Raw genomic sequence first — 13,079 nt, 5'->3', positions numbered from 1 at the left:
GGGGCGGCCGGTCAGGCGTTGCGCGCGATGAGCTGCCGGTAGCGCGTCAGCGCCCACAGCGGGAAGTACGCGGTGTAGCCGTGGTACTTGAGATAGAACACGCGCGGAAAGCCCGGGGCGTTGTAGCTCGGGTGGTACCAGAGGCCGGCCAGGTGCTCATCGGCAAGCTGCTGGTCTTCGAGCAGCCACTGGATACCGCGGCGTACCGCTTCCGAGCGGTGCTCGCCCACGGCCATCAGGCCGAGCAGGGCCCAGGCGGTGCTGTGGGCGGTGCTGACGCCATAGTTGCTGCCGCGCAGCTCCGGCTTGTCGAAGCTGTCGTTGGTCTCGCCCCAGCCGCCGTCGGCATGCTGCCTGGCCTTGAGCCAGTCGATCGACTTGCGGATCCAGGGCTGCTCGAGGTCTTCGTCGACCAGGGCCAGGCCGGCCAGCACCGACCAGGTGCCGTAGATGTAGTTGGTGCCCCAGCGGCCCCAGTAGGAACCATCCGGCTGCTGCACGCGCTTGAGGTAGTCGACGCAGCGGCGGATGGCGTCGCGGTCCTGCTCGCGCTTGAGTACGCCGAGGCCGGCCAACACGCGGCCGGAGACGTCCTCGGTCGGCGGATCGAGCATGGCGCCGTGGTCGGCGAAGGGGATGTGGTTGATGTGGTAGTGGGTGTTGTTGCGGTCGAACGCGGCGAAGCCGCCGTCGTCGGATTGCATGCCCACCAGCCAGTCGGCGGCGCGCTCGACGCGCTCGCGGTACTTGCCTTCCTGCGGCGTGCCCTTGTAGGCGATGTGCAGCAGGCCGGCGACCATGGCGGTGTCGTCGAGGTCCGGGTAGTAGGCGTTGGCGTACTGGAAAGCCCAGCCGCCCGGCGCGAGGTCAGGGGCGTTGACGGCCCAGTCGCCCTTCACTTCCAGCTCCTGCAACGGCGCCAGCCACTCCAGCGCGCGCGTCACCGCGGCCTGGGTCTGCTCATCCTTGCCGGCGCGCAGCAGGGCCATCGCGGCCCAGCCGGTATCCCATACCGGGGAGACGCAGGGCTGGCAGAAGGCGGTGCCGTCGTCGCGCTGCACGATCAGCTTCTGCAGGGCCTTGAGGCAGGTGGCGCGCGCCGGATGGTCCTTGGCGTAGCCCAGCAGGTCCATCGCTTCGAGCGCGTTGACCATCGGCGGGAAGATGCCGCCGAGGCCGTCTTCGCCATTCATGCGCGGCAGGAACCACTGCTCCGCCTTCTTGATGGCCTTGGCGCGCAGGGCCTTGGGCATCAGCGGATCGAAGGTGCGGCCGACCTTGTCCAGCACCAGGAAGAACTTGTTGATCAGGCCGGCGGTGGGGAAATACTGGCGCTCTTCTTCCGGCGGCTTGACGAACAGCTCGCGCACGCCGACCTGCTTCGGATTCCTGGCCTTGGCCTGCAGGGTGCACAGGATGAACAGCGGCACCATGGTGGAACGGGCCCAGTAGGACACCTTGTCGATGTGGAACGGCGCCCACTTCGGCAGCAGCATGATCTCCACCGGCACGTAGGGCGCGGCGCGCCACGGCACCTGCTCGAACATGGCCAGCAGGATGCGGGTGAAGACGTTGCTCTTGGCCGCGCCGCCGTGGGCCAGGATCACTTCGCGCGCGCGCTGCATGTGCGGCGCTTCGATGGAGTCGCCGGCAGCTTTCAGCGCGTAGTAGGACTTGACGGTGCAGGACAGGTCGATGGCGCCGTCCTGGTACAGGGGCCAGCCGCCGTGCGTGTCGAGCCGCTGCTTGATGCGGATGTAGCGGGCCAGCTTTTCCTGCAGCACTTCGTCGATCTCGTCGAGGAAGTGCATCATCAGGATGTATTCCGCCGAGATGGTGCAGTCGGTTTCGAACTCGAAACACCAGTGCCCGTCCTTCTGCTGCAGGCCGAGCAGGGCTTCACGGGCGCGCTCGATGGCCTGGTCGAGGTTGGGGCCGATTTCCGGCGCAAGGGTCGTCTGCGCCGGGGCGCGGGCAAGGGCAACTGGGGTCATCGGGGCTTCCTTCATTCAGCTTCGACACCGCATCCGCGCGGCCTTGCGGGCCGGCGCGGACGGGCTGCACTCAGGCGTGCTGCATCGTTTCCCGGGCGGGGTGATGCGAGGGTTCGCTCCATACCGGCGCCAGCGGCGTCAACGGCAGATCGCGCCAGGCGAAATCGAACAGGCGGCGCAGCAGGGCGTCGCTCTTCACCGAAACGTTGGTGACCATGATGGTGCGGGCCACCGCGCCGCGGGTGACCTTGATGTCCGCGCCGCCGGCGAAATCCGGACGGTGCTGGATGTTCTTCAGGGTCAGCACGGCAAGCCCGGTGGCCCACAGGCAGAAGCGGCGGATGCCGGTGTGCTGCGGCGGGATCAGCAGGGTGTAGGACAGGGCGTTGCGCAGATGGGAGTGCGCCACGCCGATCAGCTCGGACAGGGCCGCGCCGTAGGCCGGGGTGTACTGGCCGGGCTGCAGCCTGGACAGATCCAGGCCGTGGCGCTGGAACACTTCGCGCGGCAGCCAGCAGGCGCCGCGCGAGCGGTCTTCCCACTGGTCCTTGAGGATATTGGTCATCTGCAGGGCCTGGCCGAACGACACCGCCAGGCGCAGCATCTGCTCGCGGCGGGAGGCGATGACCGGGTCGAAGTCGCAGAACAGCTCGGTCAGCATCTCGCCCACCACGCCGGCGACGTAGTAGCAGTAGTCGTCCATCTCGCGCTGGGTGGCGAGGCCGTGGATGCCGGCGCCCTGCTGGAAGCGGTGCATGCCGCGGCACATGACGGTGACGCAGCGCTCGATCGCCGCCTGCTGGGCGCGGTTGAAGCCGCGCAGCACTTCGACCACCAACGGCAGCCGGCGCATCAGGTCGCGCTCGGCTTCGATGGTTTCCAGGGACAGCTTGGGGCTCAGTTCGGCTGCCAGCTGCGCGGCGTCGGCGCGGCCGGTGACGACGTCGACGAAGGCTTCCTCGTAGCGTCGCTTGTCGGCGGCCGAGAGGGCGGCATCGTCCTCGATGGTGTCGGCGATGCGGCACAGCAGGTAGGCGTTGGCCACCACGCGATGCAGGGCACCGGGCAACTGCGGGATGGTCAGCGCAAAGGTGCGCGAGACCAGAGGCAGGACGTAGTCCTGGTATGCCTCAGCGGTACCTGGCCAAACCTCTTTGAGTGGGCTGTCGGTCATGTAGAGAAAACGGGTCGGGGGACGCTGCTGCGAAGCTGGTAACCAGCGAAAAACCGCTGCGCGACCTGAGCGATAAACCCCATTATAGCGCGCTGCAGCATGACCGGGCGGGCGGCAAAACGATTCTGGTAATCTGGATTTCCATATCCATCCTCTTGTTTCCCGGCGCGATTCGCCCGGATTTACCAGAATTCCTTGCGCTGGCAGGGGCAGCGGAACAGTTCCAGCAGGCGCAGGTGGGACGCGTGCACCACCAGGGCCGAGGCGATGATCAGCCACACCACCGCGGCCGAGAAGCAGGCCGAGGTGAAGGGGGCGATGATCTGCAGGGCGCCGCTGAAGGCCTGGGCCATGCCGTGTTCGTCGAGCTGCCCGGAAAAAGCCATCACCGATGGCGCCGCCAGGCTGGACCAGAGCACTACCTGCCGCACCCGGGCATAGGTCCGCTCCAGCCGCGCAGTCACGTTGGGCGACTGGCGGCTGCCGGAATAGACGAAAAGATTGTGCTGGATGGCGCGCCGCTCCAGCTGCAGCCAGGTGAACAGCACCACGGCCATGAAGGAAGCAACCAGGATGGGCAGGCCGGCTTCAAAGTCCATGGTGCGACTCCTGCCGGATGGCGAACGCCAAGGAACTGCCCTGGCGGACCGGTCCGCCCGCCGTCATCGAAATACGATCTTCAACCAGCCCTGTACGCAACATGAGCGACCATCCGCTGTGCAGTAACTCCCCTGGAGCCAATTCTTACCCCTTCCGGGGTTGGATTTCCAGAAGTTGCAATAGGCCATCACGAAAACAACAGTTAAGTTTTGTTAAGTGAACTGAACAATACGTCAGTTTTCCGCTAGTAATGCAGCAGGCTTTCCACAGGCCGGCCGCCCAGCCGCTCGCGCCCCTTGAGAAAATCGAGCTCGATCAGGAAAGCGCAGCAGACCACCGTACCACCCTGCTTCTCGACCAGTTCGGCCGCCGCCACCGCGGTGCCGCCGGTGGCGATGACGTCGTCGATCACGGCGTAGCGGGCGCCGGCGACGATCTCGTCGGCATGCATCTCGACGCGGTCGGTGCCGTATTCGAGTTCGTAGGAGACGCTGACCGTGCGCCGCGGCAGCTTGCCCGGCTTGCGCACCAGCAGCAGCGGCAGGCCCAGCTTCTGCGCCAGCGCCGCGCCGAAGATGAAGCCGCGCGATTCGATCGCCACGAGTGCGGAGACGCGATGGGGCCCGACCGCGGCGGCGAACTGCTCGATGGCCGCGCCGAAGGCGGCCGCGTTCGCCAGCAGCGGCGTGATGTCGCGGAACAGGATGCCCGGCTTGGGGAAGTCCGGGACATCGCGGACGAAGGAGCTGATCTGCAAGGGGCTGGTGACCGGCGACATTCAAGTACCTGGAAGAGACTGACGGGATTGCCGGCTGCGCGAGCCTGCGAAAGGCCCGCACCGCATATGGCGCGAAGGCCGGCGCGGCATTTTAGCCGGAGGCGGCGCCCACCGGCGCTTGCAACCATGCGGGCTGCTCCGCCGTGCCCGGAAACAGCTCGCGCCAGCGTGCGTTGCCGCCAACGCCGGCGATGTAGATCAACTCGCCACCGGCCTCCACCAGCGGCGTGCGCAGGCGCACCCAGGGCGGCACGCCGGCTTCCTGGAAGAGGTTCTTCAAGGTGCGGCTGTAGGCACCCTGCGCCGGGCGGAAGCGCTCGCCGCCGCGCATGAAGCGCACGCTCAGGCCCGGCGGCGGCGCTACTGGCAGGCGCAGCAGGCCGCAGCCCGGGGGCAGCCCTAACTGCTCGCTGGTCCAGGCCAGGGGCGTGTCCACCGCGGGCGGCGGCGGCAGGGGCGCCATCGCATAGAGCCGGTCGCGATACCGGCGCAACTCGCAGCCGGCCCAGACCAGCAGGGGCTCCGCGTCTTCGGCCGCGGCCAGCACTTCGCGCTCGACGCGATCCAGCATGTCCGCCGCGGGCATCTCGAAGCCCTGCCGGCGCAGCCAGTAGCGCAGCAGGTTGTGGCGCCGTGGCGCACTCAGCGCCAGCAGCGCGCTCACGCCCAGCGCTTCACCCTGCCCCGCCTGCGCCAGGTCCTGCACCGCCAGTTCATCCAGCAAGATCGACGCTTCGGCCGACAGCCGCGCCGTGCGCGCCAGGCTTTCCTCGACCTGCGGAAAGCGTTCACGCAGCAGGGGCGTCAACTCGCTGCGCAGCCAGGAGCGCGAATAACGCGGATCACGGTTGTGCGGATCCTCGATCCAGCGCAGCCCATGTTCCTGGGCGTAGCCGTAGAGCTGCTCGCGCGGAAGTTCAAGAAACGGCCGCCACAGCCAGCCCGGAGGAAACGGGCGCAGCACCCGCATCGCCGACAACCCCTGCACGCCGCTGCCGCGCAACAGCCGCAGCAGCACCGTCTCCGCCTGGTCGCTGCGATGATGCGCCGTGGCCAGGCAGTCGCCCGGCTGCATCAGGCCGCGCAAGGCTTCGTAGCGCGCATCCCGCGCCGCCGCCTCCGGTCCCGCGGGATCGAGCCCGTCGATCTGCACCTTCAGCAATTCGAACGACACGCCGAGCGTGGCGCTGAAGCGGGCGCACTTTTCGGCCCATTCGTCCGCCAGCGCCTGCAAGCCGTGGTGGATGTGCACCGCGCGCAGGCGGAAGCGCGGGTTGTAGTGGGCGAGGAAGTGGAGCAGTACGGTGGAATCGAGACCGCCGCTGTAGGCAACGTGGACGATGGCGCCCGGCGCGAGGGGAGGCGGGGTGATAGGGAGGGCGGCGGAGTTGTCGAGAATGGCGGTCACAGCACCGCACCGTGCTTTTGATTTTGCTTTGCTTCGGCTTTTGATGTGCTTTTGATGTTCCCCCCGTCTGGCTGCGCCGAGCATCGGAGTCCGCCGCGACATAGGCTCGCGCCTGTTTGGCGCGAGGCGAGGCAGGATGCCGAAGCGTTTTTGTACAGGCCAGGGATGGCCTGTACAAAAACCCCACCTTGGCCGAGAAGCGCAGGGGACCGATCAATCACCGATAGGTGATTGATCGGCGCAGACATCGGGGCGGCGCTTCTTTGGTTACTTTCTTGTCGCTGGAGACAAGAAAGTAACCCGCCTTCAAGGCGGAACCGCAATTTCAATCTGCGACTCCAAGGCCTCGCGCGCAAGCGCGAACACGAAGGTTTCAGAGCTGCGAGGCCAGATCCTTCGCTGCGCTCAGGATGACAAGGGAAAAGCAAAACTGGATTCCCGCCTTCGCGGGAATGACGCTGGGGGATGGGTCGGCGCTTGGCCCCTCCCTCGATACAAATCGCTTCGCGATTCACTCGGGACATTCGGAAAAGCACACCCGCTGCGCGGGCACTCGGGGCGAACGGAGGTGGGTGTCATTCATGTGAAAGCGGCCCCTCACCCCAGCCCTCTCCCCACTGCGTAGGGAGAGGGGGCTATGCCCTCGTCCCGCCTTTTATTTCCTTCTGAGGAAAGAACGCTATCCCTCCCCTGATCTCCTTCCGCGAACGGAAGGAGCATCCAATCAGCCGGCAGCCTGATTCATCGGCGTGACGACCTGCGGTTCCTCATACACGCCATACGACATCAGGCGCTGATAGCGGTCCGACAGCAGGCGCGTCATCGGCACCTTGCACAACCGGTCCAGGTTGGAAATCAGCCGCTCGCGCAAGGTAGCCGCCATCGCCGCCGGATCGCGATGCGCGCCGCCCAGCGGCTCGGGGATGATCTCGTCGACCAGCTTGTTCTCGATCAGGTCCTTGGCGGTGATGCGCATCGCCTCGGCGGCTTCCTTGGCGCGGTCCGCCTTCTTGAACAGGATGGAGGCGCAGCCCTCGGGCGAGATGACCGAGTAGATGCCGTACTGGAGCATCATGACGTGGTCCGCCACGCCGATGGCCAAGGCACCGCCGGAGCCGCCCTCACCCGTCACGGTGGCCAGGATCGGCGAGCGCAGCCGCGACAGCTCGAACAGGTTGCGGGCGATGGCCTCGGACTGGTTGCGTTCCTCGGCGCTGATGCCGGCGTAGGCGCCGGCGGTGTCGATCAGGGTGATGACCGGCAGGTTGAATTTCTCGGCCAGCTTCATCACGCGCAGGGCCTTGCGGTAGCCCTCGGGACGCGGCGAGCCGAAGTTGCGGTAGATGCGTTCCTTGGTGTCGCGGCCCTTCTGCTCGCCGATGACGGCGCAGGCGCGACCATCCAGGCGGGCGACGCCGCAGACAATGGCGGGATCGTCGGCGAAGTGGCGGTCGCCGTGCAGCTCTTCCCACTCGGTGAAGATGGCCTTGATGTAGTCCAGCGCATAGGGGCGCTGCGGATGGCGCGCCAGCTGCGCGATCTGCCAGGGGCTGAGGTTGGCGAAGATCTGCTGGCTCTGCTCCTTGATCCGCGCTTCCAGCCGCGAGATCTCCTCGGTCAGGTTCAGCTCGCTGCCGCCGGTCATGAAACGCAGCTCTTCGATCTTCTTTTCAAGATCGGCGATGGGCTGCTCGAAATCCAGATAGGTCGCCAAGCTCTTCATCTCACTCGCCATAGCCATAGTCCATTTTTGCGGACTGCGGCGCCACAAAGCGCTTGTAGTCCACTTTAACCGCGTCGTCGCCCAGAAGCCGGCGCAATTCCGTCAGCGCCGCCTCGTCCACCCGCATACGCCACTGCGGGCCGAAATCCAGAGTCGCGCGCGCGCGACCGTTCACATAATCCAGCGTCACCGCCGCGCCGTGGTCGCTGCGCCAGGCAGCGAGCCGGCTGCGCAGGGCCGCGGGCTCGACCGCGGGCTTGCGCCAGTGCAGCGTGACACGATCGGCGCGTTCGCGCATCACCGCGTCGAGATCCCAGAAGTTTTTCGGGTAAAGCCGGTGTTCCAAATCCCGGCCTTCGCGCTGCACCGCCCGGATCTCGCCGCTGGCGAACACCAGCGTATCCCTCCGCAGCGTGTTTTGGAACCTCTGCCACTCGTCGAAGCCGAGCCAGCAGATGATCTGGGCGGTGCGGTCGTCCAGCATCACGATCTTTCCGGGCCGTTCGCCGCCGACATTGCGGATATCGGACAGCCAAGCGCCGAACATGACGGTCTTGCGTGCACCACGACGGGGCGCGGGCGGGCCGTCGTCATCGTCCCCCCCACCACCGCCGCTGAATGAACCGAATGGGGGCGGCGCTTCGGCGATCAGGGCCTTGAGGGTGCCGGAGCAGACCTGGTCGATCAGGGGGCGGTAGACCTCGATCGGATGGCCGGAGAAATACAGGCCCAAGACCTCCTTTTCGCGCGCCAGCTGCTCGTTCGGGGGCCATTCCGGCTCGTTCTCGGCGGCGACGCTGGCGTTGGTGGCGCTGGCCGGAGCGCCGAGGCCGAACAGGTCGTCCTGGCCGGCGCTGGCGCCGGCGGCGGTCTGCTCGGCCAGCTGTAGGGCCTTGGGCAGGGTTTTCAGCAGGCTGGGCCGGTTGACGCCGAGGCCGTCGAGGGCGCCGGCGAAGATCAGGGCTTCCAGCACGCGCTTGTTGACCCGGCGCGTGTCGATGCGGCGGCAGAAGTCGAACAGGTCGTGGAACGGGCCGTTGGCGTCGCGCTCGGTGACGATGCCCTGCAAGGCGCCCTCGCCCACGCCCTTGATGGCGCCGAGGCCGTAGAGGATCTGTCCCTCCGGATTGACGGTGAAGCGGAACACCGAGCGGTTGATGTCCGGCGCCAGCACTTCGAGCTTCATGCGCTTGCATTCGTCGAGCATGACGACGACGGCATCGGTGTGGCTCATTTCCGCCGACATCACCGCTGCCATGAACTGCGCCGGGTAATGCGCCTTGAGCCAGGCGGTCTGGTAGGAGACCAGGGCATAGGCGGCGGCGTGCGACTTGTTGAAGCCGTAACCGGCGAACTTCTCCATCAAGTCGAAGATCTGCGAGGCGATGCCGGCGTCGATGCCGCGGCCGGCGGCGCCCTGCACGAAGATGTCGCGCTGCTGTGCCATCTCTTCCGGCTTCTTCTTGCCCATGGCGCGGCGCAGCAGGTCGGCGCCGCCGAGGGTGTAGCCGCCCAGTTGCTGGGCGATCTGCATCACCTGCTCCTGGTAGATGAAGATGCCGAGGGTGTTGCCCAGCACCGGCTCCATTTCCGGGTGCAGGTATTCGGGCGCCTTGCCGTTCTTGCGCGCGACGTACTCGGGGATCAGCTCCATCGGCCCCGGGCGGTATAGCGAGATGAGGGCGATGATGTCCTCGAAGCGGTCCGGCTTGAGGTCCACCGAGGCGCGCTGCATGCCCTGCGATTCCATCTGGAACACGGCGGTGGTGAAACCGGAGGCGTAGAGCGCGTAGGTCTTGGGATCGTCCAGCGGCAACGCCAGGATGTCGAGCGCGCGCTCCGGCCAACGCGCGTTGATCTGGTCGACGGCCGCCTGGATGATGGTCAGGGTGCGCAGGCCGAGGAAGTCGAACTTGACCAGGCCGACGGTTTCCAGGTCCTTCATGTCGAACTGGGAACGCAGGCCGGCGCCGCCCGGTTCGCAGAAGGTGGGGGTGTATTCGGTCAGCGCCTTGGGCGCGATGACCACGCCGCCGGCGTGCACACCGACGCCGCGGGTCAGGTCTTCCAGCACCATGCCGAGGTCGATGATGGCCCGCACTTCCTCGTCGGTGTCGTAGAGGCGCTTGAGCTCGTCCTGGCCCTCCGCCACCAGGGCGTGCTCGAGGGTGGAGCGGCCCAGCTTTTCGGCGTCGGCCTTGAACGCCGGCGTGCCCGGGATCAGCTTGGCGATGCGATCGCCCATGCCGTAGGGCTGGCCCAGCACGCGGGTGACGTCGCGCACCACGTTGCGCGCGGCCATGCTGCCGTAGGTGATGATCTGGCTGACGTGGTCGCGGCCGTAGCGCTGCGCCACGTACTCGATGACGCGGTCGCGGCCTTCCATGCAGAAGTCGACGTCGAAGTCCGGCATCGACACGCGCTCGGGGTTGAGGAAGCGCTCGAACAGCAGGTTGTAGGGCAGCGGGTCGAGGTCGGTGATGCCGGTGGTGTAGGCCACCAGCGAGCCGGCGCCGGAGCCGCGGCCGGGGCCGACCGGCACGCCGTTGCTCTTGCCCCAGGCGATGAAGTCCGCCACCACCAGGAAGTAGCCGGCGAAACCCATCTTCTCGATGATGCCCAGCTCGTAGTCCAGGCGCTTGTTGTATTCCTCCAGCGGCCGCGCCGGCGGGTGCTGCCGCAGGCGGCGCTCCAGCCCGGCGGTGGCCTGCTGGCGTAGGTAGTCGGCCATGGTGATGCCTTCCGGCACCGGGAAGTCCGGCAGGTAGTTCTGGCCGAACTTGAGGCTGAGGGTGCAGCGGCGGGCGATTTCCAGGGTGTTTTCGACCGCCTCGGGCAGATCGGCGAACAGGGCCTGCATTTCCTCCGCGGACTTGAGGTACTGCTCGGGCGAATACTCGCGCGGGCGGCGCTCGTCGTTGACCACGCGGCCGGAGGCGATGCAGACACGGGCCTCATGGGCTTCGAAGTCCTCGCGGCGCAGGAAGCGTACGTCGTTGCTGGCGACCACCGGCAGTCCGCTGTGGCGGGCGAAGGCGACTGCGGCCTGGAGGTGGGTTTCGTCGTCGGTGCGGCCGCAGCGGGTGATCTCGAGATAGCAGCGGTCCGGGAAATGGCTCTGCCACCAGGCGGTGCATTCGCGGGCGCGGTCGAGCTTGGCGCCCAGCAGGGCCATGCCGATGCCGCCGTGGCGCCCGGTGAGGGCGATCAGGCCGGCGCTGGCCTCGGCCAGCCAGTCCCGGCTCAGCTGCGGCCTGCCGCGCCCCTGGCCCTCGTTGTAGGCGCGCGAGATGAGACGGGTGAGGTTGCGGTAGCCGGTCTGGTTCTGCACCAGCAAGGTGACGCGCTCGGGACTCTCGCCTTCCGCGCGCTCCTGCAGCCAGACGTCGGCGCCGATCAGCGGCTTGATGCCGGCGGACTCGGCGAACTTGTAGAACTTGACCATCGCGAACAGGTTGTCCTGGTCGGTGATGGCCAGCGCCGGCAGCTTCAGCTCGGCGGCACGCCCGGTCAGGGACTGCACGTTGGCGCCGCCGCTCTTGCGCGCCGGCGGCTCGACCCGGATCAGGCTGTCGACCAGGGAAAATTCGGTGTGCAGGTGAAGGTGGACGAAGCTCATGGGCGGGAGTCCATGAGCGGCGATCGGACCTCGTCGGCAGCGGCCACCAGCGGCTGCTCCTGCGCTTGGCCGTTGCGGATGCCCGGCAGCTCTGCCTGCGCGCAGGGCGCGAAACTCATGCGGTGGACCACGCAGGGGCCGCGCGCACGCAAGGCGCCGAGATGCTCCGGCGTGCCGTAGCCCTTGTGCTGGGCCAGGCCGTAACCGGGGTATTGGCCATCCAGCCGCACCAGTTCGGCGTCGCGCGCCACCTTGGCCACGATCGACGCGGCCATGATCGATTCCACCGTGGCGTCGCCGCCGACGATGGTGCGCACCTCGCAGCCCAGCTGCGGCACCTGGTTGCCGTCGACCAGGCACAGCGCGGGGCGCAGCGTCAGCGCCTGCACGGCGCGCGCCATGGCCAGGAAGGTGGCGCGCAGGATATTGAGGCGGTCGATCTCCTCGACCGTGGCGATGCCGACTGCCCAGGCCAGGGCGCGGGCCTGGATCTGCGGCGCCAATAGTTCGCGCTTGGCGGCAGTGAGCTGCTTGGAGTCGCGCAGGCCGACGATGCCATGCCGATCGGGCAGGATCACGGCGGCGGCGTAGACCGGCCCGGCCAGGCAACCGCGGCCGACTTCGTCCACCCCAGCGGCCAGCAGGCTCATCGGCCGATCAGCCGGGCGATGGCCGCGGCGGCGCTGTCGGCGGCGCCGCGGCGCAGTTCCTGGCGCACGGCGGCGAACTGGCCGGTCTGGCGCGCACGCGCCGCCGGCTGGTCCAGCAGTTCCAGCACGGCGGGACCGAGGTGCGCCACGTCCGCCTCTTCCTGGAGGTATTCGGGCACCACCGGTTCCTGGCACAGCAGATTGGGCAGGCTCACGCGGTCGATTTTAATCAGCTTCCGCACCAGCCACGCGGTCAGCGCGGAGGCGCGGTAACTCACCACCATCGGACGATCGAGCAACAGGCATTCCAGCGTGGCGGTGCCGGAAGCGAGCAGCACCACGTCGGCGGCGCGCATGGCTTCGCGCGAGCGCCCATCGACCAGCTTCCAGCGCAGTTGCGGGGCGTGGGCGGCGATCGCCTGCTCGAAGAGCGGGCGCAGCGAGGGCTTGGCCAGGGGCACAACGAAGGACAGCTCCGGCCGGCGCTGCGCCAGCCAGGCGGCGGTCTGGACGAAAGGTTCGGCGAGGTATTTCAGCTCGCCGCCGCGGCTGCCGGGGAGGATGGCCACGCAGGGATCCGCCTGAGGCAGGTCCAGCAGGCGGCGCGCGTCTTCCCGGCTGACCGGCTCGGCCAGTTCCTCGGCGAGGGGGTGGCCGATGTACTCGGCCTTCACGGGATGCCCCTCGTAGTAGCGCGGTTCGAACGGGAACAGGCACAGGACCAGATTCGCGGCGCGGGCGATTTTCTTCACCCGCCCGGCCTTCCAGGCCCAGATGCTGGGGCTGACGACGTGCACCGTGGGCAAGCCCGATTCGCGCAAGCGCTGCTCCAACGCCAGGTTGAAGTCCGGCGCGTCGATGCCGATGACGCAATCAGGTCGGTCGGCCTCGAAGCGCCGCAATAATTCGCCGCGCATGCGCAGGATGTCCGGCAGCTTGGGCAGCACCTCGGCCAGGCCCATCACCGACAGGCGGTCGATGGTATCGACGCTGTCGCAGCCGGCTTCGCGCATGCGCGGGCCGGTGACGCCGTAGAAAGTCGCCTCGGGAAAGCGGTTGCGCAGGGCATGCACCAACGCCCCACCGAGCAGGTCGCCCGATGCTTCTCCTGCGATCAGGGCGAATCGCATCGA

9 protein-coding genes are annotated in these 13,079 nt (G+C 67.5%); all 9 read right to left on the bottom strand.

The features are described 5' to 3' along the window. Positions 1–11 precede the first annotated feature (11 nt). The gene (gene shc, locus BP26_RS0100980; protein ID WP_084182672.1) at positions 12–1,994 is read right to left on the bottom strand and encodes a squalene--hopene cyclase; all 1,983 of its coding nucleotides are present in this window, start codon (positions 1,992–1,994) and stop codon (positions 12–14) included. Between the two features lie 70 nt (positions 1,995–2,064). Beyond that, a complete protein-coding gene (locus tag BP26_RS0100975) occupies positions 2,065–3,168 on the bottom strand; it encodes a phytoene/squalene synthase family protein (RefSeq protein WP_036515761.1) in 1,104 nt (367 codons plus the stop codon). 182 nt (positions 3,169–3,350) lie between these two features. Further along, positions 3,351–3,767, bottom strand: a complete 417-nt coding sequence (locus tag BP26_RS0100970; protein WP_029918709.1) for a hypothetical protein — start codon at positions 3,765–3,767, stop codon at positions 3,351–3,353. Between the two features lie 245 nt (positions 3,768–4,012). Continuing rightward, positions 4,013–4,546, bottom strand: a complete 534-nt coding sequence (locus tag BP26_RS0100965) for an adenine phosphoribosyltransferase (RefSeq protein WP_029918708.1) — start codon at positions 4,544–4,546, stop codon at positions 4,013–4,015. Positions 4,547–4,637: 91 nt separating this feature from the next. Then, positions 4,638–5,954: a tRNA lysidine(34) synthetase TilS gene (gene tilS, locus BP26_RS0100960; RefSeq protein WP_051747971.1), complete on the bottom strand. Its 1,317-nt coding sequence runs from the start codon at positions 5,952–5,954 to the stop codon at positions 4,638–4,640. A gap of 724 nt (positions 5,955–6,678) precedes the next feature. Beyond that, positions 6,679–7,677, bottom strand: coding sequence for an acetyl-CoA carboxylase carboxyltransferase subunit alpha (locus BP26_RS0100955; RefSeq protein ID WP_051747969.1), 999 nt, complete (start codon positions 7,675–7,677; stop codon positions 6,679–6,681). 1 nt (position 7,678) lies between these two features. Beyond that, positions 7,679–11,296: a DNA polymerase III subunit alpha gene (dnaE, locus tag BP26_RS0100950; RefSeq protein WP_036515758.1), complete on the bottom strand. Its 3,618-nt coding sequence runs from the start codon at positions 11,294–11,296 to the stop codon at positions 7,679–7,681. Then, on the bottom strand, positions 11,293–11,946 hold the full coding sequence (gene rnhB, locus BP26_RS0100945; protein WP_051747967.1) for a ribonuclease HII: 654 nt from the start codon (positions 11,944–11,946) through the stop codon (positions 11,293–11,295). The genes dnaE and rnhB overlap by 4 nt, the downstream gene beginning before the upstream one ends. After that, positions 11,943–13,076, bottom strand: coding sequence for a lipid-A-disaccharide synthase (gene lpxB / locus BP26_RS0100940; protein WP_029918703.1), 1,134 nt, complete (start codon positions 13,074–13,076; stop codon positions 11,943–11,945). Before lpxB ends, rnhB begins: the two co-directional genes overlap by 4 nt. Positions 13,077–13,079 lie beyond the last annotated feature (3 nt).

The organism is Nevskia soli DSM 19509 (assembly GCF_000711955.1).
GTDB classification, from domain to species: domain Bacteria; phylum Pseudomonadota; class Gammaproteobacteria; order Nevskiales; family Nevskiaceae; genus Nevskia; species Nevskia soli.
The sequence above is the reverse complement of the archived record's forward strand: the minus strand, read 5'-3'. Positions and strand labels throughout refer to the sequence as shown.

Excerpts from the sequence above, each read along its gene's own strand:
- rnhB (WP_051747967.1), bottom strand. The coding sequence starts at position 11,946 with ATGAGCCTGCTGGCCGCTGGGGTGGACGAAGTCGGCCGCGGTTGCCTG.
- dnaE (WP_036515758.1), bottom strand. The coding sequence starts at position 11,296 with ATGAGCTTCGTCCACCTTCACCTGCACACCGAATTTTCCCTGGTCGAC.
- BP26_RS0100975 (WP_036515761.1), bottom strand. The coding sequence starts at position 3,168 with ATGACCGACAGCCCACTCAAAGAGGTTTGGCCAGGTACCGCTGAGGCA.
- BP26_RS0100965 (WP_029918708.1), bottom strand. The coding sequence starts at position 4,546 with ATGTCGCCGGTCACCAGCCCCTTGCAGATCAGCTCCTTCGTCCGCGAT.
- lpxB (WP_029918703.1), bottom strand. The coding sequence starts at position 13,076 with ATGCGATTCGCCCTGATCGCAGGAGAAGCATCGGGCGACCTGCTCGGT.
- shc (WP_084182672.1), bottom strand. The coding sequence starts at position 1,994 with ATGACCCCAGTTGCCCTTGCCCGCGCCCCGGCGCAGACGACCCTTGCG.
- BP26_RS0100955 (WP_051747969.1), bottom strand. The coding sequence starts at position 7,677 with ATGAAGAGCTTGGCGACCTATCTGGATTTCGAGCAGCCCATCGCCGAT.
- BP26_RS0100970 (WP_029918709.1), bottom strand. The coding sequence starts at position 3,767 with ATGGACTTTGAAGCCGGCCTGCCCATCCTGGTTGCTTCCTTCATGGCC.